Source organism: Methylobacterium sp. FF17 (assembly GCF_025813715.1).
Taxonomy (GTDB): Bacteria; Pseudomonadota; Alphaproteobacteria; order Rhizobiales; family Beijerinckiaceae; genus Methylobacterium; species Methylobacterium flocculans.
This window is the reverse complement of record NZ_CP107532.1, coordinates 1,083,994-1,103,898: the sequence shown is the minus strand read 5'-3', so window position 1 is coordinate 1,103,898 and position 19,905 is coordinate 1,083,994. Positions and strand designations below refer to the sequence as shown.

At 71.7% G+C, this 19,905-nt stretch carries 16 protein-coding genes; 10 read left to right on the top strand and 6 right to left on the bottom strand.

Annotation, left to right across the window (positions count from 1 at the left end; genetic code table 11):
• Window positions 1-23: 23 nt before the first annotated feature.
• The 4 genes from OF380_RS05040 to argJ form a co-directional block, all read right to left on the bottom strand.
• Window positions 24-1,589, bottom strand: a complete 1,566-nt coding sequence (locus OF380_RS05040; protein ID WP_264049677.1) for a DUF6880 family protein — start codon at window positions 1,587-1,589, stop codon at window positions 24-26.
• A gap of 62 nt (window positions 1,590-1,651) precedes the next feature.
• Window positions 1,652-2,092 (bottom strand): (deoxy)nucleoside triphosphate pyrophosphohydrolase, encoded by a 441-nt coding sequence (locus OF380_RS05035; RefSeq protein ID WP_264049676.1) that lies wholly within the window; start codon window positions 2,090-2,092, stop codon window positions 1,652-1,654.
• On the bottom strand, window positions 2,089-2,823 hold the full coding sequence (locus OF380_RS05030; RefSeq protein ID WP_404810538.1) for an SIMPL domain-containing protein: 735 nt from the start codon (window positions 2,821-2,823) through the stop codon (window positions 2,089-2,091). Before OF380_RS05030 ends, OF380_RS05035 begins: the two co-directional genes overlap by 4 nt.
• Window positions 2,820-4,070 (bottom strand): bifunctional glutamate N-acetyltransferase/amino-acid acetyltransferase ArgJ, encoded by a 1,251-nt coding sequence (gene argJ, locus OF380_RS05025; RefSeq protein ID WP_264049675.1) that lies wholly within the window; start codon window positions 4,068-4,070, stop codon window positions 2,820-2,822. The genes OF380_RS05030 and argJ overlap by 4 nt, the downstream gene beginning before the upstream one ends.
• A 274-nt stretch (window positions 4,071-4,344) precedes the next feature.
• Here argJ and OF380_RS05020 point away from each other — a divergent pair, with 274 nt between their 5' ends.
• On the top strand, window positions 4,345-4,779 hold the full coding sequence (locus OF380_RS05020; protein ID WP_264049674.1) for a response regulator: 435 nt from the start codon (window positions 4,345-4,347) through the stop codon (window positions 4,777-4,779).
• 176 nt (window positions 4,780-4,955) lie between these two features.
• On the opposite strand, the gene OF380_RS05015 is transcribed toward OF380_RS05020, so the two are convergent.
• Window positions 4,956-5,489: a PRC-barrel domain-containing protein gene (locus OF380_RS05015; RefSeq protein ID WP_264049673.1), complete on the bottom strand. Its 534-nt coding sequence runs from the start codon at window positions 5,487-5,489 to the stop codon at window positions 4,956-4,958.
• Window positions 5,490-5,664: 175 nt separating this feature from the next.
• Here OF380_RS05015 and OF380_RS05010 point away from each other — a divergent pair, with 175 nt between their 5' ends.
• A complete protein-coding gene (locus OF380_RS05010; RefSeq protein WP_264049672.1) occupies window positions 5,665-6,243 on the top strand; it encodes a glutathione peroxidase in 579 nt (192 codons plus the stop codon).
• A gap of 4 nt (window positions 6,244-6,247) precedes the next feature.
• On the opposite strand, the gene OF380_RS05005 is transcribed toward OF380_RS05010, so the two are convergent.
• Window positions 6,248-6,466, bottom strand: coding sequence for a hypothetical protein (locus tag OF380_RS05005; RefSeq protein WP_264049671.1), 219 nt, complete (start codon window positions 6,464-6,466; stop codon window positions 6,248-6,250).
• A 171-nt stretch (window positions 6,467-6,637) separates the two neighbouring features.
• Here OF380_RS05005 and OF380_RS05000 point away from each other — a divergent pair, with 171 nt between their 5' ends.
• The 8 genes from OF380_RS05000 (at window position 6,638) to addB (ending at window position 19,873) form a co-directional block, all read left to right on the top strand.
• Window positions 6,638-6,877, top strand: a complete 240-nt coding sequence (locus OF380_RS05000; RefSeq protein ID WP_264049670.1) for a hypothetical protein — start codon at window positions 6,638-6,640, stop codon at window positions 6,875-6,877.
• Window positions 6,878-7,168: 291 nt separating this feature from the next.
• Window positions 7,169-7,768, top strand: coding sequence for a nitroreductase family protein (locus OF380_RS04995; RefSeq protein ID WP_264049669.1), 600 nt, complete (start codon window positions 7,169-7,171; stop codon window positions 7,766-7,768).
• A gap of 10 nt (window positions 7,769-7,778) precedes the next feature.
• Window positions 7,779-9,395: an AMP-binding protein gene (locus tag OF380_RS04990; protein WP_264049668.1), complete on the top strand. Its 1,617-nt coding sequence runs from the start codon at window positions 7,779-7,781 to the stop codon at window positions 9,393-9,395.
• A gap of 146 nt (window positions 9,396-9,541) precedes the next feature.
• Window positions 9,542-10,942, top strand: coding sequence for an adenosylhomocysteinase (ahcY, locus tag OF380_RS04985; protein ID WP_264049667.1), 1,401 nt, complete (start codon window positions 9,542-9,544; stop codon window positions 10,940-10,942).
• 323 nt (window positions 10,943-11,265) lie between these two features.
• A complete protein-coding gene (locus tag OF380_RS04980) occupies window positions 11,266-13,764 on the top strand; it encodes a sensor histidine kinase (protein WP_264049666.1) in 2,499 nt (832 codons plus the stop codon).
• 180 nt (window positions 13,765-13,944) lie between these two features.
• Complete coding sequence (tsaE, locus tag OF380_RS04975; RefSeq protein ID WP_264051197.1) at window positions 13,945-15,471, top strand: tRNA (adenosine(37)-N6)-threonylcarbamoyltransferase complex ATPase subunit type 1 TsaE; 1,527 nt, start codon at window positions 13,945-13,947, stop codon at window positions 15,469-15,471.
• Between the two features lie 76 nt (window positions 15,472-15,547).
• Complete coding sequence (locus OF380_RS04970) at window positions 15,548-16,285, top strand: nucleotidyltransferase family protein (RefSeq protein ID WP_264049665.1); 738 nt, start codon at window positions 15,548-15,550, stop codon at window positions 16,283-16,285.
• A 453-nt stretch (window positions 16,286-16,738) separates the two neighbouring features.
• The gene (gene addB, locus OF380_RS04965; RefSeq protein ID WP_264049664.1) at window positions 16,739-19,873 is read left to right on the top strand and encodes a double-strand break repair protein AddB; all 3,135 of its coding nucleotides are present in this window, start codon (window positions 16,739-16,741) and stop codon (window positions 19,871-19,873) included.
• Window positions 19,874-19,905: the final 32 nt, after the last annotated feature.

The window sequence follows — 19,905 nt, the reverse complement described above, 5'->3', positions numbered from 1 at the left end:
GGGACCAGCCGATGCCGTCCGAGTCAGCCCCGCACCTGGCTCCAGAACGCGGCCTTGCGACCGTGCTGGCGGCGCAGGCCGGCGCGGTACTCTTCCGGCGCGGGTTCGATCGCGCCCGGTTCGAGCCGGCACGCGAGGTGGTCGAGGGTGGCGAGGTAGCGCGCGGCGTGGCCGTAGGCGTTGCTGCGGCCCGCGGACAGGATGTCGTCGAGAACGTGACGGTAGAGGATGGTGGCTTCCCGGGGATGGGCCTGCTCCAGGACCTCCGCCGCGGCCACCAGGAACTCGTAGCGAAACCCCTCCCAGAGGTCGGGATGCGCCGCGACGAGGCGGGCGGCCCGGGCAGGGGCGGGCCAGTGCGTGTAGAAGTCGAGCGCCGCGTAGGGGTCGTCGTTGGCCTCGACCGCCCCGAAGGCCCGCTCCAGCGCCGCATCGTCCTCGAAATCGGGCAGCTTGGCGAGGTAGGCGCGCAGCATGTCCCGGTTGAGATAGTCCACGAATTCCTGCCAGCGCAGGTCTTGCGCGGCTTCGGTGTTGCCCACCGCCTCCTGGATGCGGATCTCGAGGGCGATCCGCACCCGCTCGGAATCGCTCACCGTCATCCGCGCGGTCTCCGGGCACTCGCTCGTGACGGTGAAGACGCGCTTCTGCGAGCGGCGGATCCACTTCAGGGCCTCGCGTTCGCGTCCGGCCGCGAGCAGGCGCTCGGCGATGAGCACCTGGTCCGGGCGCTTGGGGTCGCGTTCGGTTTCGAGGGCGATGAAGGCGTCGACGTCGCCCGCGCGGTCGGCGAGCGCCTGGCGCATCCGCAGCAGGCGGCCACGCTCCGCTTCCGCGATCCAGTCCCGGTCGCGTCCCGTGCCGGTGGGGGCCGGCGGCGTGGCCTCCGCCAGGGCGGCACCGAGGGGGCCCAGGGCGGCCAAGGGGAGCCTGGCGCTGAGGTCGTTCAGCAGGCGCTCCACCAGCCCGTGCGGGTCGGTTTCCAGGCGCTTCACGAGGCTCAAGGCCACCGCCGTGGCATCCGCGTCGGTGAGGTCGAGGATCAGCGTGGCGGCGGCCGCGGCCGCGCGCTCGTAGATCCCCTGGATGCGTCCGGTGGAATCGTCGGTCCGGCCGAGCACGCCGCCGGCCCCCGCGAGGAAGCGGATCAGCCGGTCCAGCGCTCCGCGTGCATCGAGGGGGGCGAGCTCGTTCACGACGGTGGTGACCATGGCGTCGAGGTCGGCCCCGAAGGCCCGTCGCTTCTGCCAGTCGATGAAGCCCCCGGCCCGTTCGAGGGCAGTCAGACGCCGGTCGATCAGGGCCGCGACGGCGTCCGACCCCTGGAGGCTCGCCACCGCCGCCGTCACCAGCTTCTTGAAGGCGGTGTTGCGCCCGACCTCGTCCAGCACGAGCCCGATCAGCCGCTCCAGCCCGAGTTCGGTCAGGGTCTCCGGGCTCGGCGTCGTCCGCCGCGAGGCCCGCTTCGGCTTGGCGGGGGCGAGTTCGGAGTCCGTCGCCCGGGACGATCCGCCCTCCACCGGGGCCGCGCGGCGGGACTTCGCCCGAGGGGCGGCCTGTCCCGGGATCGCCGCTGCCCTGCGCGCCATGCTCCGCTCTCCCCTTCGGCGCGGCGCCTTCGGCCGGCCAGGATGTCCGGTGTTCCAGTGTATCAGGGGCCGAGCAGATCCAACAGGAACGGAATCAGCGGCGCGTCGGCCGGCGGCATGGGCTGGTCCTTGAGGTCGCGCGGGCGCACCCATTTCAGGACCTGGCCCTCCAGGGCGCGGGGCAGGCCCTCCCAGCGACGGCAGACGTAGAGCGGCATCAGCAGGTGGAAATCCGGGTAGGCGTGGCTCGCGAAGGTGAGGGGGGCGAGGCAGTCCTCCTTCACCGTGATCCCGAGCTCCTCGGCGAGCTCGCGGATCAGGGTCTCCTCCGGCCGCTCGCCCGGATCGACCTTGCCGCCGGGGAACTCCCACAGCCCGGCGAGCTGCTTGCCCGGCGGACGCTGCGCGAGGAGCACGCGCCCGTCCGCATCCACCAGGGCGACGGCGACCACGAGCAGGATGCGCAGGGGCGCGGGGGCCGCACCGGTGGTGAGCGTCCTCACGGGGCGATCGCGAAGGTGGCCGCGACCTCGGCGGCGGTCTCGATGGTGCCGGCCACCAGGGGGACCGGCGTGCCGCCGCGCTTCAGCCGCATCGGCGCCGGTGCCGGGTAGGCCATCGGCGATCCGTTGCCGGCCGGCGGCGACTGGAGGGACAGGACCCGCCCGAGGGTGATGCCGGCGGCCTCCGCGAGCCGTTCGGCCTGGGCCCTGGCATCCTTCGTCGCAGCGGCCCGCATGGCGGACTCGGCCGCGTCGGGGTCGCGCAGGCCGAAGCTGACGCCGTCGATGCGGTTCGCGCCGCCATCGAGGGCCCGGCGCATCAGGTCGCCGAGACGGCCCATGTCGGACAGGCGCACCCGCACCGTGTTGCTCGCGCGGTAGCCGTCCGCCTTCTCGGTGACGCTGCCATCCGCCTGCCGGACCGAGCGCGTGACCGGCTGCAGGGTCACCGCCGAGGTGCCGAGATCCGCCTCCGGCACCTTGAACTCGCCCGCCAGGGCGAGGATCGCCTTGACCACGGCGCTGGCCGCGTCGAGGGCGGCGGCCGGGGTCGCGCCCCTGGCCTCGACGCCGATCTCCACCGTGGCGAAGTCCGGCGCCACCTCGGAGCGGGCCCGCCCGACGACGCTGATCCGGCCCTCGGCCGGTGCCGCCTTCTCGTCGGCGCGGGCCTCGGCGCCGGCGCCGAGCAGCGACAGCGCGAGGAGGGCGGCCGCGCCCGGACGCCTCACGAGCGGTAATCCCCGTTGATCTCGATGTAGAGCTTGGTCAGGTCGCAGGTCCAGACGCGCGCGCTGCCGTCCCCGAGGCCGAGGTCGACGCGGACGGTCACGTCCGATTCGCGCATCACGGCGCTCGCCGCGTCCTCGCTGTAATCGGGGTCGCGGGCGCCCTCGCGGGCCACGCGCACGTCGCCGAACCAGATCGCGAGGCGGTCCCGGTCGGCCGGCTCGCCGGCCTTGCCCACCGCCATGACCACACGGCCCCAATTGGCGTCCTCGCCGGCGATCGCGGTCTTCACCAGGGGCGAGTTGGCGATGGACATGGCGATGCGGTGGGCCGACGCATCGCTGGTGGCGCCCGTCACCGAGACGGTGACGAACTTGCGCGCGCCCTCGCCGTCCTTGGCCACGAGTTGAGCCAGTTCGACCAGGAGGTCGTCGAGGGCGGCGCGGAAGTCCGACAGGCGGGGATCATCGGCTTCGGAGACCGCGGCGTTGCCGGCCGCCCCCGTGGCGAACAGCATCAGCGTGTCGGAGGTGGAGGTGTCGCCGTCGACCGTGACGCAGTTGAAGCTCGTGGCCGTGCCGGCGCTGAGCAGCGTCTGGAGCACGTCCTTGGGCAGGGCGGCGTCGGTGAACACGAAGCTCAGCATCGTCGCCATGTCGGGGGCGATCATGCCGGCGCCCTTGGCGATGCCGTTGAGGGTCACCGGGACGCCGTCGATCGCGGCCCGGCGGGTGGCGAGCTTCGGGAAGGTGTCGGTGGTCATGATCGCCTGCGCGGCCGCGGCCCAGGCCTCCGGGCCCGGCTCGGTGCGTCCGGCGCAGTCGGCCAGCACGCCCTGGAACTTCGTGGCGTCGAGGGGCTCGCCGATCACGCCCGTGGAGGCGATGAAGATCTCCTCCGGGCGGCCACCGGCGGCCTCGGCCGCGATCGCGGCGGTGCGTTCCACGGCCTCGCGCCCGCGCTGGCCCGTGAAGGCGTTGGCATTGCCGGAATTCACCACCAGGGCGCGGGCGCCCGCGCTGCCCAGCGCCGCCCGGCACCAATCCACCGGGGCGGAGGGGCATTTCGAGCGGGTGAAGACGCCGGCCGCCTGGGTGCCCTCGGCCAGCGCCACGTAGAGAACGTCCGTCCGGCCGGAATAGCGGATGCCCGCCTGCGCGGTGGCGAGGCCGACGCCGCGGATCGGCGGGAGGTCCGGCCGGGTCCGGGGCGCGAGCGGCGAGACGGGCGGGCTCTTGGCGGATGACATGGGGTTCAAGGCTCCGGCTGTCCGCCGCAGCGTCGGTCGCGCGGCGAGGGCGGTGTTGCCCCGCCCGCGCGGCCCGCGTCAACCGTGGAGCGCGTCATGCGATCGTCGTGTTCGAGACCAGGCCCCGAGCCCGGTCTCCCGATTCGCGGTCAGTTTCGGCTCTCGTGACGGTGGGGGCTTGTCTGCCCAAGCAGACGTGACGTAGCATGCTGCGACGCACAGATGAGACGGGTGGTCGGCACGCATGTCCGGGCGGGAGCGGGGAGTTTCGACTATGGAACGACTAACCGCGCCGGGCGGCGCCTACGGCGTCCAGGTCCTCATCGCGGGACGCCAGAAACATTGGCGCGACGAGATCTCGTCCCAGATCCGCCGAGCCGGCTACGCGGCCACGACGGTGGATTGCGGCGTCGACGCGATGACGGTGCTCGCGCTCGGCCTCCCGGTCGATGTCCTCGTGACCGATGTCGGCCTGCAGGGCACCCTGTGCTGCCAGAAGCTGGCGCGGGAAGCACGCGCCCTGCGCCCCGATCTGCGCATCGTCTTCGCCAACGACATCGAGCCCCCGGAACCCGGAGCCCATGCGAGGCCGGGGCTGGATGATCTCTTCGAAGGTGACCTCTACGATGGGCGCGACGGCCTGATTGCGATCCGGCGCCTGGACCACGTGGTGAGCACGGTCAAGGACGCCCTGCGCGGCACCGACTGATCTGCGCCGCTTCGGTGCGGGGCGGTCTAGGCTTCGTGCGTGACAGGCGTTTGACAGTCGGACGGAAGCGCAGCCCCAGCCACTGAACGAAGGGCGCCTCCGACGCGCGGTCGAAGACGCCCGGCGATCTCGCTTCAGAGGCGATCTGTCGCCGGGCCGCCTGGACGATCGCCTCCTTACTGGGCTTTGGGGGCCTCGGCAGGCTTGGATTCAACAGGCTTGGACTCAACAGGCTTGGTATCCGCCGGCTTGGCATCCGCGTTCGACTTGGCCTTGCCGAGATAGACGTATTCCGGCGCGGCGCGGAGCTGGTCCTTGTTGGTGTCGATCGTCGCCTTCAGGGTGGTGTCGTCCACGCGGGCGAGCTTGAGGGCGCTCGGGTCGATGGCGACGTACTTCGTGCCGATGCCGAGGAAGCCGCCGACGCCGACCACCCAGGACTTCACGGTGTTCTTCTCGTCGAGGACCACGTCGGCGATCTCGCCGATGGTCTCGTTGGCGCCGTTCTGGATGGTGAGGCCGACGAGCTTCGAGGTGACCATGTCGCTCTTGTTCTGAACGACGAAGGTCGGGCGCAGGTCGTTGGCGAGGGTCGCCGGCGCGGCCTGGGCCGGTGCCGTCTGGGCCGGTGCCGTGGTCTCCGTGGTCTGGGCGAGGGCGAGGGTGGAGCCCGCGACCAGGAGGGCGGTGCCGAGCATCAGGCTGCGCATGGGCGATGGTCTTTCCGTGGATCGAACGGGGGGTCGTGATGGCACACGCTCAAGCTCAGGGCCTGCCAAAGGTTCCCGCGAAACGACGGGGATGATGGACGATGGGCGCCGTCGCGTTAGTTTGCCGGAGAGAGGTCGGCGGATCCCGCGCGCCGGCCGGGTGGAGCGTGGCGCCATGTCGAGTTTCCGATCTCCGAATCCCGCCCGCCGTGGGGCCCTCGCCCTGATCGGCGCCGGCATCGCCTGGGGCCTGCGGCCCGCTCACGCCGGGGAGATCCGGGCCGGGGCCTTCGCCTTCGAGAAGCCGGAGGGCGGAACCCTGCCCCTCGACGCCTATGCGGGCCGGCCCATCCTCGTCGTCAACACGGCCACCGCCTGCGGCTATGCCGGGCAGTTCTCCGGGCTCCAGGGACTCTGGACGCGCTTCGGCGACCGGGGGCTCACCGTCATCGCGGTGCCGTCCCCGGATTTCGGCAACCAGGAGCCCCTGGACGGAGTCGCCATCGCGGAGGCCGCGCGCCGGAATCACGGCGTGACCTTCCCGGTCACCGCCAAGACCCACGTGCGCGGGCCTGCCGCCCATCCGTTCTATCGCTGGGCCGCCGCCGAGAAGCCCGGCACCGCCCCGAACTGGAACTTCCACAAGTACCTGGTGGACCGTGACGGCGCCCTGATCGGGGCCTTCCCGTCCTCCGTCGAGCCGAGCGACCCGCGCCTCGTCACCGCCATCGCCAACGCGTTGCCCACCGCCTGAGGCGTCAGCGGGGAATGTCGCGCGGCGGCCTCGGTGCGTCCGGCGACGGGCGCCGCGCCCGACGCGGCCGCTCCACCGCCCCGCGCACGGGCGGCGAGGCATAGTTCGAGGCGAAGGGGTTGGCGGGCGTGCGTCCGGCGCTGCCGAACAGGCTGAACTCGGCACGGGCCGCGCCGGCCGCGAGCGGCAGGATCAGGAACAGGGCGAGGAGGATCGGGCGCATGCGGTTCCTGGCGTGATCGCGGTGCTCGCGGGATCGGGGCTGACCCGGCCTTACCCCAACCCTCCCCCCGGGGCGAGGCGTCGACCCGCCCCGGGGGGATGCGGCGGAACCTCTCGAACCGCACCGGGTTCGCCCTCCCACAGACGAACAGCGTCGAGGAAGGAAGGCACGATGTCCGAGGTCACCTATCGTATCGTCGAGCATGACGGCGGCTACGCCTACAAGGTCGGCGACGTGTTCTCCGAAACCTACCCGAGCCACGACGAGGCCCTCCAGGCCGCGCAGGCGGCCGCCGCCGAGCAGCAGGTGCCGGGCTCCACCGAGGGCATCCGCTACCAGGACGGCAAGGGCGCCTGGCACGACGAGACCGCGCAGGGCAACGATCGTCCCACCGCCAAGGTGGTCGAGTAGCACCGGCGCCGTCCCGCCCCGACGGCCGCGACGCCGCCGGGGCGGGACATGCCGTGAAGTCGGGACACGGCATGAAGTCGGGACATGGCATCAAGTCGGGAGATGCCCTGGGGCTCAATGGCCAATTGCGCCGCCAGCCCGACCTCGTGCAAGGCTGCGCGGGTTCGCGGCGTGCCCCCTTCTCGGGTATGGGCACGGCTGTCGTGAGGGCGTGAGTCCGGCTTCGGGTCTTGCGCCACGCGTTCGGCCGTCTGCTTCCCGCCCGCGATGCCGTCTGCCTGGAGCCCGCCCGTGACCGTCCCGAATCCCCGCCAGCCCGACCACGCCATCGACCCGCTGTTCACGGAGCGGTGGTCGCCGCGCGCCTTCACCGGCGAGGCCGTGCCGGAATCGGAACTGCTGCGGATGTTCGAGGCCGCGCGCTGGGCGCCGTCCTCCTACAATTCCCAGCCCTGGCGCTTCGTCTACGCCCTGCGGGACACGCCGGATTGGGAGACCTTCCTCGACCTCCTGGTGCCGGGCAACCGCAAGTGGGCGGAAGGCTGCGGCGCCCTGGTGATCCTCGTCTCCAGCAAGCTCATGAAGACCGGCGACGGCCTCAAGCCCTCGGCGAGCCACTCCCTCGATACCGGGGCGGCCTCCGCCAACTTCCAGCTCCAGGCCATCCGCCAGGGCTGGCACGTGCATGGCATGGGCGGGTTCGACAAGGAGCGCTCCGTGAGCGTGCTCAACGTTCCGGACGACCATCAGGTCGAGGCCGCCTACGGGGTCGGGCGGGTGGCGGACCCGGCCGACCTCAGCGAGGAGCAGCGCGCCAAGGAGGTGCCGAACGGCCGCCGGCCGATCACGGACTTCGCCTTCGCCGGGAGCTTCAAGGCCCGCGAAGCCTGAGCCCGCCCCCGTGCTGAGACCTGCTGCCGACTATGCCGGGCTCGTCGCCGGCTTCAGCTGGGACATCCCGGAGCGCTACAATATCGGCGTCGATGTCTGCGATGCCTGGGCGATCCGCGAGCCCGACCGGGTCGCGATCCAGGAGGTTGTCGGCGCGACGGTGACGCCGACGACCTTCGGGGCGCTGCGGCAGCGCTCCGACCGTCTCGCCGCCGGCCTGCGCGGGCGCGGCATCGGCCCCGGCGACCGGATCGGCGTGCTGCTGCCGCAATCCGCCGCCGTGGTGGTCGCCCACGCGGCGGCCTACAAGCTCGCGGCGATCGCGCTTCCGCTCGCCGGCCTGTTCGGCCCCGACGCCCTGCGCTACCGGCTCCGCGATGCAGGCGCGCGGGTGCTCGTCACCGACGCGGCGGGGCTGGCCAAGCTCGAGGCGATCCGCGCCGACCTCCCCGACCTCGAACTCGTGGTCAGCGTCGACGGGTCGTCGGGGGAGGCGGTCGGTGTCGGCGACCTGATGGCGGAAGCCTCGGAAGGCTTCACGGCCGTCGACACCCGGGCCGACGATCCGGCCCTGATGATCTACACCTCCGGCACCACCGGGCCCGCCAAGGGCGCCCTGCACGCCCACCGGGTGCTCCTCGGGCACCTGCCGGGCTTCCTGATGATGCACGACTTTCCCCCGAAGGCCGGCGACCGGATGTGGACGCCCTCGGACTGGGCCTGGGCCGGCGGCCTCCTCAACGCGACGCTGCCGAGCCTGCGCCTCGGCGTGCCGGTGGTGGCCTGCCCGAGCTTCCGGTTCGAGCCCGAGGCCGCCTTCCGCCTCATCGCCGAGCGGGCGATCACCACCGCGTTCCTGCCGCCCACCGCCCTGCGGATGCTGCGCGGCGTGCCCGACCCGCGCGGCCGCTTCGACCTCGCGGCCCTGCGCAGCATCGCCTCGGCCGGCGAGGCCCTGGGCCCCGAGACCTTCGAATGGGCGAGGCGCGAACTCGGCCTGACCATCGGCGAGGCCTACGGCCAGACCGAGTGCAATCTCGTGCTGGCCGCCTGCTCGGCCGCCGGCGTGGCGCGGGCCGGCTCCACCGGCCGTCCCGTCCCCGGTCACCGGGTCGCGATCCTGCGACCCGACGGCCGCGAGGCCGGGACCGACGAGCCAGGCGAGATCGCCATCGCGCGGCCCGATCCCGTGATGTTCCTGCGCTACTGGAACCAGCCCGAGGCGACGGCGCGGAAGTTCTCCGGCGACTGGTTGCTCACCGGCGATACCGCCCGGCGCGACGCTGACGGCTACATCCACTTCGTCGGGCGCGAGGACGACCTCATCACCTCGGCGGCTTACCGGATCGGTCCCACCGAGATCGAGGATTGCCTCGGATCGCACCCGGCCGTGGCGCTCGCCGCGGCGGTGGGCAAGCCGGACCCGCTGCGCACCGAGATCGTGAAGGCGTACATCGTCCTGCGCGACGGCTTCACGGCCTCGGACGCGCTCGCCGCCGAGATCCAGGCCTTCGTGCGCACCCGGCTGTCGGCGCACGAATATCCGCGCGAGATCGCGTTCCGGGAGCGCCTGCCGATGACCACCACGGGCAAGATCATCCGGAGACAGCTGCGGGACGAAGGGTGAGCGCGGCCGGCGGCGCCGAGCTACCGGTCGGAATCGAGCCGGCAAGTCTGGAACACGTATAAAGACATCTTTATATCTTGATTGCTTCCGCCTCCGCGCGCTGCTATAGCCCCCGGCGACACAGTGAGTGCGGAGACAGAAATTCCATGGCCCAGGATTATATCGTCAAGGACATCGGACTGGCCGAGTACGGCCGCAAGGAGATCTCGATCGCCGAGACCGAGATGCCGGGCCTGATGGCCACGCGCGCGGAGTACGGTGCGTCGCAGCCGCTCAAGGGCGCGAAGATCGCCGGCTCGCTGCACATGACGATCCAGACGGCCGTGTTGATCGAGACCCTGAAGGCGCTCGGCGCCGACATCCGCTGGGTTTCGTGCAACATCTACTCGACCCAGGACCACGCCGCCGCCGCCATCGCGGCCGCCGGCATCCCGGTCTTCGCCATCAAGGGCGAGACCCTCGAAGAGTACTGGGACTACACCTCGAAGCTGTTCGACTGGCATGACGGCGGCCTGCCGAACATGATCCTCGACGACGGCGGCGACGCCACCATGTTCGTGCACCTGGGCCTGCGCGCCGAGAACGGCGACACCGCCTTCCTCGACAAGCCGGAGTCCGAGGAGGAGGAGATCTTCTTCGCGCTCCTGAAGAAGAAGCTCGCCGAGAAGCCGAAGGGCTGGTTCGCCGGTCTCGCCGACTCGATCAAGGGCGTCTCGGAAGAGACCACCACGGGCGTGCACCGCCTCTACAACCTCGCCAAGGAAGGCAAGCTGCTCTTCCCGGCCATCAACGTGAACGACGCCGTCACCAAGTCGAAGTTCGACAACCTCTACGGCTGTAAGGAGTCGCTGGTCGACGGCATCCGTCGCGGCACCGACGTGATGATGGCCGGCAAGGTCGCCATGGTCGCCGGCTTCGGCGATGTCGGCAAGGGTTCGGCCGCCTCGCTGCGCAATGCCGGCTGCCGCGTCCTGATCTCCGAGATCGACCCGATCTGCGCGCTTCAGGCCGCCATGGAAGGCTACGAGGTCGTGACGATGGAAGACGCGGCCCCCCGCGCCGACATCTTCGTCACCGCCACGGGCAACAAGGACATCATCACCCTCGACCACATGCGGGCGATGAAGGACCGGGCCATCGTGTGCAACATCGGCCACTTCGACAACGAGATTCAGGTCGCCGGCCTGAAGAACCTCAAGTGGTCGAACATCAAGCCGCAGGTGGACGAGATCACCTTCGCGGACGGCCACCGCATCATCCTCCTCTCGGAGGGACGCCTGGTGAACCTCGGCAACGCGACCGGACACCCGTCCTTCGTGATGTCGGCCTCGTTCACGAACCAGACCCTGGCCCAGATCGAGCTCTGGACCAACCCGGGCAAGTACGAGAAGCAGGTCTACACCCTGCCCAAGGCCCTGGACGAGAAGGTGGCCCTCCTCCACCTCGAGAAGATCGGCGTGAAGCTCTCCAAGCTCCGTCCCGATCAGGCGGCCTATATCGGCGTGTCCGAGACCGGCCCGTTCAAGCCCGACCACTACCGCTACTGAGACGGCCGGCGCCCCCGCCCGGGGCGCCGCCTCACACCCGAAACGACCCGCGAAGCCCGGCCCGACGCGAGCCGGGCTTCGTCGCGTTTGGCCCTCGCCACGTCCGACCCCCGCCACGGGCGCGGTGTTGCTTTTCTACGCCCCCGGGAGGCGATCGCGACACGAAAGGCTAAAGTTAAGCTTAAACCCCTTCCGGGAGGATTCCGCCTCGCGCTAAGGTGGGTGGATTCCTCAGATGGAGTGCCCCGCACCCGGCTTCAGGCCGGTTGCGGGAAGGGCGCAGCTTGGCGCCTCATCGAAGATTCGTGGAGGCGGGACGGATCATGAGGGTCGAAAAAGCGGCGCGCATCGTCGTGTGCGCCGGCTCCCTCGTCGTCGCCATAGCCGGGACACCGGCGCGGGCGGTCGAACCGGGGATGGATGCCAGCGCCGTCGCGGCGGGTTTCGGGCAGCACACGCACAACGCCGCGGGCCTCGCGATCCTGATCGGGCTCACGGTCTTCGCGACCATCGTCGCGCTGCTCTACATGCGCGAGCGCGGCGGCTGGGCCCGGCGCGAGCGCGACCTCGTGGACGAGCTGTCGGCCCTGCGGGGCGCCCATGACCGGGCCGAGATGCTGCTGAACGCCGAACGGCAGGTGCTCGTGACCTGGTCCGGGCGCGGCGCGCCCACCCTCGAGGGCGACCTGAGCCTCATCGACGGCAAGCAGGCCCCGGGGAGCGGACAGGCCGCGCTGCCGGATTTCGAGACCTGGCTGCATGCCGTCGACGCCGATGCCGTGAACACGGCCGTGGAGGCGCTCCGGGCGCGCGGGACCGGGTTCCGCCTCAGCCTGCGCACGCAATCCGGACGCTTCGTCGACGCGCATGGCCAGGCCCTGTCGGGCCGCGCGATCCTGCGCCTGCGCGAGACCACGGACGAGAAGCGCGAACTCATCGACCAGCGGATGACCCTCTACGAGGCCCGGCGCAGCCTCTCCGCGCTGTCGAGCCTCCTCGACTCGATCCCGCAGCCGGTCTGGCGTCGCAACCGCGACGGCGCGCTCGCCTGGGTCAACCTCGCCTACGTGGCGGCGGTGGAGGCGGGCAGCCGAGAGGCGGCCCTGGAGGGCGGCATCGAACTCCTCGACCGGCATGCGCGCGACCTCATCGTACGCGACGAAACCAGGCGTCCGGCCTCCGGGGTGCGCGCCGCCCACCGGCTCTCCGCCGTGGTGGCCGGCGGGCGCCGCACCCTCGACGTCAGCGAGACGGCGATCGAGACGGGCCGGGTCGGCATCGCGGTCGACGTCTCGGAGCTGGAGAGCGTGCGGGCGGACCTGCACCGCCAGATGGACGCCAACGTGCGCACCCTCGACCAGCTGCCGACCGCCGTCGCGATCTTCGACGCCAGCCAGCGCCTGATCTTCCACAACGCCGCCTATCGTCACCTCTGGGGCCTCGACCAGGGCTTCCTCGACGGCCGCCCCCTGGACGGCGAGATCCTCGACCGGCTCCGCGCCACCCGCAAGCTGCCCGAGCAGGCCGATTTCAAGTCCTGGAAGTCCGACGTGCTGGCCGCCTACCGGGCGGTGGAGGCCAGCGAGGCCTGGTGGTACCTGCCGGACGGGCGCTCGCTCCGCGTGGTGGCGGACCCGAACCCGCAGGGAGGCCTGACCTACCTGTTCGACGACGTCTCCGAGAACATGAAGCTCGAATCGCGCTACAACGCGCTGATGCGGGTGCAGGCCGAGACCCTCGACACCCTCAAGGAGCCCGTGGCGGTGTTCGGCGCCGATGGCCGGCTGACCTTCGCCAACCGCGCCTTCGCGACCCTCTGGCGCCTCGACCCCGAGACCCTGGGCGAGCGCCCCCGCGTCGACGCGGTGATCGCCGCCTGTCAGGTCCTCTCGCCCGACGAGGATCCCTGGCTCGACATCCGCGGCGCCATCACCGGTCTGGAGAGCCGCGCCGGCCTGACCTGCCGCCTGGAGATCGTCGACGGGACGGTCCTCGACTGCGCGGCCCAGCCGCTGCCCGAGGGCGCGACGCTGCTCACCCTCATCGACGTCACCGCCAGCGTGAACGTGGAGCGCGCGCTCACCGACAAGAACGACGCCCTGGAGCGCACCTCGCAGCTGCGCGACACCTTCGTGAACCACGTCTCCTACGAGCTGCGCTCGCCGCTCACGAACATCATCGGCTTCACCCAGCTCCTCGGCGACGAGACGGTCGGCGCCCTCAACGAGCGCCAGCGCGAGTATTCCGGACACATCATGCGCTCGTCCGGCGCCCTCCTGGTGATGATCAACGACATCCTCGACCTCGCCTCGATCGATGCCGGCTCCCTCGAGCTCACCCGCGAGGTGGTGGATGTCCGCGCCACCGTCGACGCGGCCGTGCGCGGCCTCGAGGACCGCCTCGCCGATTCGGCCATCAGCCTCGATCTCGACGTGCCCGACGATGTCGGCACCTTCGTCGCCGACGGCAAGCGCGTGCGCCAGATCCTGTTCAACCTGCTCTCCAACGCCGTCGGCTTCTCCGCGCCCGGCCAGCACGTGCGCGTGGAGGTCCGGCGCGACGCGTCCGAGCTCACCCTGTCGGTGGTGGACCAGGGCCAGGGCATGCCCGCGGAGGTCGCCGCCCGGGTCTTCGACCGGTTCGAGAGCCATACGCTGGGCACCCGCCATCGCGGCGTCGGGCTCGGCCTCTCCATCGTGCGCTCCTTCGTGGAACTGCACGGCGGCCGGGTCAGCCTCGAATCGGAGCCCGGCCAGGGCACCCGCGTCACCTGCACCTTCCCGGTCTCCGAGCCGACCGCGCGTCGGGATGCCGCTGAGTAGGAACCGTCCGCGAGGCCGGGCACGACCACGGGAGCCTTGGGCCCGCCCGCGATTTGGTTAAGGATGCTCTGCTAGGACAGCGGGCATCCGCGCGGTCGCGGCGAGCCGAGGAGGAGTTGGGCGTTGAACGAGGATGGTGCCGACACGCCCCAGCGCGCGGTGAAATCGGCCTGGGAGATCATGCTCCCGGACGAGGGCGCCACCGAGGATCTCGGTCGCTTCGTCGCCGAGTTCCTGCTGCCCGGCGACATCGTCGCCCTCTCCGGCGGGCTCGGCGGCGGCAAGACCACGCTGGCCCGCGCGCTGATCCGCGAACTCGTGGGCGACCCGGGCCTCGATGTCCCGAGCCCGACCTTCACGCTGATCCAGCCCTACGAGGCGGCCGACGGGCGCCCCATCGTGCATGCCGACCTCTACCGTCTGCGCAGTCCCGACGAGCTCGTTGAGCTCGGCTTCGACGAGATGACCGAGACCGCCATCACCCTGGTGGAATGGCCCGAGCGCCTCGGCGACCGCGACGCGCCGATCCTCGCCATCGACCTCTCCCTCCGGGCCGAGTTCGGCGACAACGCGCGCTTCGCCCGCATCGACGGCCATGGCGGCATGGCCGCCCGCCTCAGGCGGGCCCGTGCCCTGCGCGCGCTCCTGGTCCGCAGCGGCTGGGACGAGGCGACCCGCATTGCCATGCAGGGCGACGCCTCCTCGCGCGCCTACGAGCGCCTGGTGAAGGCCGACGGGCGGAGCGCGGTGCTGATGATCTCGCCCCCCCGCGCGGATGGCCCGCCGGTGCGCAACGGCCGTCCCTACAGCGCCATCGTCAAGCTCGCCGAGAGCGTCCACGCCTTCGTGGGCGTCGACCGGGGCCTGCGGGCCCTCGGCTTCTCCGCCCCCCGGATCTACGGCGAGGACCTCGCCGAGGGCCTGCTGATCATCGAGGATCTCGGCTCGGAGCCCGTGGTCGATGCGGCCGGGCCGCGTCCCGAGCGCTACGCGGAGGCGGTGCGGCTGCTCGCCAAGCTCCACGCCACCGAACTGCCCGGCGTGCTCCCCGTGGCCGACGGCATCGATCACGTGCTGCCCCCCTACGACCTCGAGGCTCTGGTCTTCGAGACCGAACTGCTGCCGGACTGGTACTGCCCGGCGATCCGGGGCGCGGACCTGCCCGGGCCGGCCCGCTCCGAGTTCGTCGGGCTCTGGGCCGAGGTGCTCGACAGCATCACGCCGGATCGTCCGACCTGGACCCTACGGGACTATCATTCGCCCAACCTGATCTGGCTGCCCGAGCGCGAGGGCCTGGAGCGCATCGGCGTCATCGATTTCCAGGACGCGGTGCTGGGGCACCCGGCCTACGACGTCGCCTCGCTCCTGCAGGATGCGCGCGTCGATGCCTCTGCCGAATTCGAGCTGCGCCTGCTCGGCCTCTACGTGCGGGAGCGCCGCGCCCGCGAGCCCGATTTCGACATGCATGCCTTCGCCCAGGCCTACGCGGTGCTGGCGGCCCAGCGCGCCACCAAGATCCTCGGCATCTTCGCGCGCCTCGACCGGCGCGACGGCAAGCCGGGCTACCTCGCCCACCTGCCGCGCATCGAGGGCTACCTCGCACGCAACCTCAACCATCCGGCCCTGACGCGACTGCGCCTCTGGCACGAGGCGCACCTGCCTCACCTCGTGCCGAAGAAGGCACCGGACCCGGCCGAGGGCGCCTGAGTCATCCCCCCCGGCGGGGCGCCACCTGACACCGAGAGCCCCCTATATCCGAGAGCTTCCGAGACCCGAGAGGCCCATGCCCGACACCTCCCCCATCACGCACGCCTTCGTCCTCGCGGCGGGCCTCGGCAAGCGCATGCGCCCGATCACCGCGACGGTCCCGAAACCCCTGGTGGAGGTGGCCGGCCGCGCGCTCCTCGACCACGCCCTCGACCGGGCGGCGGAGGGCGGCATCACCCGGGCCGTGGTCAACGTTCACTACCTCGCCGACCTGATCGAGGGGCATGTGGGCAAGCGGCGGACGGCACCGGAGATCGTCATCTCCGACGAGCGCGACGCCCTCCTGGAGACCGGCGGCGGCGTGAAGAAGGCCCTGCCGCTCCTCGGCGCGGAGCCGTTCGTGGTGTTCAACGCCGATTCGTTCTGGCTCGAAGGGCCGGAATCCAACCTCGGGCGCCTGATCGCGGCCTGGGATCCGGAGGCGATGGACATCCTCCTCCTCGTCGCCCCCACGGCGACCAGCCTCGGCTACGAGGGGGCCGGCGACTTCGTCATGAATTCCTCCGGCGCCCTGGAGCGGCGCGGCGAGCGCGAGGTGGCGCCCTTCATCTACGCGGGTGTCGCGATCCTGAAGCCGGGCCTGTTCGCGGAGACGCCGGAGGGCGCCTTCTCCCTGAACCTCCTGTTCGACCGCGCCATCGCGGCCGGGCGCCTGCACGGCCTGCGCCTCGACGGCCAATGGCTGCATGTCGGCACGCCGGAGGCGATCACGGCCGCCGAGGCACGGGTGAAGTCGACCGCGCCGGTGGCGTAAACTCGCGGCCCGCCGGCCTGTTTGCTGATGGAGGTGTTGCCGAGACAGGCGCGTCGGGCGTCGGGACGGCGTCGCGGGACTTGAATTCGCGGCCTCGGCGAACGATCTCGTAAACCAATGTTGGTTTTCGTTGCCCGGAACGAATCGTCTCTCTGTGGGGTCATCCGGCCCTGACGCCGGGCGGGCCGTCCGAGCCCGCGAATCGCATGAGACCGTTCGGTCATCGGAGGCCCGATGCGTCGATCGATGTCGACGGCCGCAGCGTCGCCGCAAGAACCTGTTCCCAAACGCCGGCCGCGATGCCGTACGATCTCCGGGCTTCCAGCGACTTCACCTTGCCGGCGCGACCGTCTCGCGACATCACCCGATGACCGTCGATCGCGACCCGGCCAGCGTCTCCGCTGGACGGACGTCGATCACCGTTTCCCATGAACGGGACAACTGGCTGCGCGTATGAGTTCCGGCGAATCCCCGTCCTCCCACGTCTTCACCATTCCTCCCGGTGCGCCGTTCCTGCCCACGCTGGCCGATGCTCTGATCTCGGGCCGGCTCGTCGGGGATCTCGGCGCCGACCCCTTCGCGCTGGCCAGCGTCACCCTCTACCTGCCGACCCAGCGGGCGGTGCGCGCCCTCTCGGCGATCCTGGCCGCACGCCTCGGCCAGGCCGCGCTGCTGCCCCGCATGGTCCCCCTCGGCGAGGCGGACGAGGCCGAACTGGATCTCGCCGCGAACCCCCTGATCGAGAACGGGCCGGACGTGCTCGCCCCGGCGATGCCGCCCCTGGAGCGCCGGCTGATCCTGGCCCGGCTCGTGCAGAAATGGGCCGAGGCGGTCGACCGCACGCTCCTGCCCATCGACGACGACGTGCCCTTCCTCGTGCCGTCCTCGCCCGCCGACGCGATCGGGCTCGCGGCCGACCTCGAGCGGCTGATGGATGCGCTCACCGTGGAGGGCCTGCCCTGGGCTGAGATCGGCGGTGCGGTCGAGGCCGAATACTCGCGCTATTTCGGCCTGACTCTGGATTTCGTGAAGATCGCCGCCGAAGCCTGGCCGGGCATTCTCGCCGAGCGCGGCATGAGCGACCCGGTCTCGCGCTCGCGGCGGCTCGTGCTGGCCGAGGCCGAGCGCCTGACCCGCGAGCGCCCCGGCGATCCGGTGATCGTGGCGGGCTCCACGGGCTCGGTGCCCGCCACCGCCCGGCTGATCGGCGCGGTGGCGGGGCTCCCGCGCGGGGCCGTGGTGCTGCCGGGCCTCGATGCCGACCTCGACGCAGCCGGCTGGGACGCGATCGAGACCGGCGAGGGGTTTTCGCGGGAGATCGCCCACGGGCATCCGCAGGCGATCCTGCATCGCCTGCTCGGTCCGGGCTGCCTCGGGCTCGACCGCTCGCGGGTCACCCGCCTGGGTGAGCCCGACGCGGACGCCGTCGCCCGGTCCGGCCTGCTCTCGCAGGCCCTGCGCCCGGCCGAGACCACCGAGGCCTGGGCCGACCTCACGCCGGCGGCGCGGGCCGCCCTCGCCGAATCCGGAATGCGCGGCCTCGCCCTGGTCGAGGCCGCCGACGAGCGCGAGGAGGCGCTGATCATCGCCATCGCCCTGCGCGAGACGCTGGAGGTTCCGGGCGCCGAGGCGGCCCTGGTGACGCCCGACCGGGCCCTGGCCGTCCGGGTGGCCGCCGAACTCGCCCGCTGGGGCATCGTGGCTGAGGATTCCGGCGGCGAGGCCCTCTCGCGCAGCCGCGCCGGCCGGCTCGCGCGCCTGGCCGCAGAACTCGCCGCCGACCTGACGCCGGCCCGCCTGATCACCCTGCTGTCGCATCCCTTCGTCCGGCTCGGGATGCCACGCAGCGACGTGGTGCGTGCCGCGGCCGCCCTGGAGATCGGGACCTTGCGCGGTCCCGCGCCCGCCCCGGGCTTCGACGGTTTGCGCGAGGCGCTCGCCGACCAGCGCGCCGCCACCGGGCGTCGACCCCGCGCCAAGCGTCGCCTGACGGAGCTGGACTGGGATCTCGCCGCCCAACTCCTCGACTGCCTGGAACTCACGTTCCGCGGTTTCATCGACACCGATCATCGCGGTGTGGGAAACCTCGTCGCCTATGCGGCCTGCCATCGCGCTACCTTCGACCGTTTGATCGAAGCGGCCGAGGGGGAGGCGATCGACGACGCCTCGCTCGCCGTCCTCGACGCCCTCTTCGACGATCTCGAACTCGCCGAGCCGGGCCTCCTGCCCGGGCGCTTCGGCGATTACCCCGCCTTCTTCACCGCCCTGGCCCGCGAGCGGATGGTGGCCTGCAGCGACGGGCGCCCGCACCCGCGCCTGCGCATCCTCGGGCTCCTGGAGGCGCGCCTGATGCGGGTCGACCGGGTGGTGCTCGGCGGCCTCGACGAGGGCGTCTGGCCGATGAAGACGACCACCGACGCCTTCCTCAACCGCCCCATGCGCGAGCGCATCGGCCTCAATCCTCCCGAGCGCCGCATCGGCCAGAGCGCCCACGACTTCGTCCAGGCGCTCGGCCACCGCGACGCCGTGATCACCCGCGCGGCCAAGCGCGAGGGCGCCCCCACCGTGCCGTCGCGCTTCCTCCAGCGCCTGCGCGCCTTCGCGGGCGAGGCCCACTGGAACGGCGCGCTCCAGGCCGGGCGCCGCCTCTCGGCCTACGCCGCCGCCCTCGACCAGGGCACCGGCCCGGCGCAGAGCCGCCTGAAGCAGCCGAAGCCCCGGCCCGATCCCGCCCTGTTCCCGCGGTCCCTGAGCGTCACCGAGGTCGAGACCCTGGTGCGCGACCCCTACGTGATCTTCGCCCGCCACGTGCTCGGCCTCGACCCCCTCGATCCGGTGGCGGCCGAGCCCGGCGCGGCGGATCGCGGCACGCTGATCCACGACATCCTCGGCGGCTTCGCGCAGCGGTACCCGGAGGCCCTGCCCCAGGCGGCGGTGGAGCAGCTCTACGACCTCGCCCTCAACGCCTTCCGGCCGATCTCCGACACCTATCCCGAACTCTACGCCGAGTGGTGGCCGCGCTACGAGCGGCTGGCGGCCCGGTTCCTCGACTGGGAGACCGAGCGGCGCGAAGGGCTCGCGAAGGTCCATCCGGAGATCTCCGGCAGCTGGGCGATCCCGATGGGCGCGGAGACCTTCACCCTGCGGGCGCGGGCCGACCGGATCGAGCGCCGCCGCGACGGGGGAGCCTGCATCGTCGACTTCAAGACCGGCCTGCCCCCGAGCAACAAGGAGGTGTTCGCCGGCTTCTCGCCCCAGCTCACCCTGGAGGCGGCGATGCTCATGGCGGGCGCCTTCGAGGGGTTCGCTGCGACCCATGCCACGCCGGACCTCCTCTACGTCCACGCCTCGGGCGGCCGCAAACCCTTCGAGCCCCTCCTCGTGAAGCCGCCGCGCGGCGACGAGCGCGAGGTCGCCGCCATCGTGGCCGATCACGTCACCCGGTTCCGGGGACTCGTCGCCCGCTTCCTCGCGGGCGAGGCGGCCTACACCTCGCGGCCCTACCCGAAATACGCCAAATCCTATGGGAACTACGATCACCTCGCGCGGGTGCTCGAATGGTCGCTTGGCGGGGAAGCCGAGTCATGACGCGTCGACGGTGCCGTAACATCGGCGAAGCG

Bases quoted from the DNA above. Each gene is read 5' to 3' on its own strand.
- argJ (WP_264049675.1), bottom strand. From the start codon at position 4,070: ATGTCATCCGCCAAGAGCCCGCCCGTCTCGCCGCTCGCGCCCCGGACC.
- addB (WP_264049664.1), top strand. From the start codon at position 16,739: ATGAGTTCCGGCGAATCCCCGTCCTCCCACGTCTTCACCATTCCTCCC.
- OF380_RS04970 (WP_264049665.1), top strand. From the start codon at position 15,548: ATGCCCGACACCTCCCCCATCACGCACGCCTTCGTCCTCGCGGCGGGC.
- tsaE (WP_264051197.1), top strand. From the start codon at position 13,945: ATGCTCCCGGACGAGGGCGCCACCGAGGATCTCGGTCGCTTCGTCGCC.
- OF380_RS05020 (WP_264049674.1), top strand. From the start codon at position 4,345: ATGGAACGACTAACCGCGCCGGGCGGCGCCTACGGCGTCCAGGTCCTC.
- OF380_RS05000 (WP_264049670.1), top strand. From the start codon at position 6,638: ATGTCCGAGGTCACCTATCGTATCGTCGAGCATGACGGCGGCTACGCC.
- OF380_RS05010 (WP_264049672.1), top strand. From the start codon at position 5,665: ATGTCGAGTTTCCGATCTCCGAATCCCGCCCGCCGTGGGGCCCTCGCC.
- OF380_RS05040 (WP_264049677.1), bottom strand. From the start codon at position 1,589: ATGGCGCGCAGGGCAGCGGCGATCCCGGGACAGGCCGCCCCTCGGGCG.
- ahcY (WP_264049667.1), top strand. From the start codon at position 9,542: ATGGCCCAGGATTATATCGTCAAGGACATCGGACTGGCCGAGTACGGC.
- OF380_RS05005 (WP_264049671.1), bottom strand. From the start codon at position 6,466: ATGCGCCCGATCCTCCTCGCCCTGTTCCTGATCCTGCCGCTCGCGGCC.
- OF380_RS04980 (WP_264049666.1), top strand. From the start codon at position 11,266: ATGAGGGTCGAAAAAGCGGCGCGCATCGTCGTGTGCGCCGGCTCCCTC.
- OF380_RS05015 (WP_264049673.1), bottom strand. From the start codon at position 5,489: ATGCGCAGCCTGATGCTCGGCACCGCCCTCCTGGTCGCGGGCTCCACC.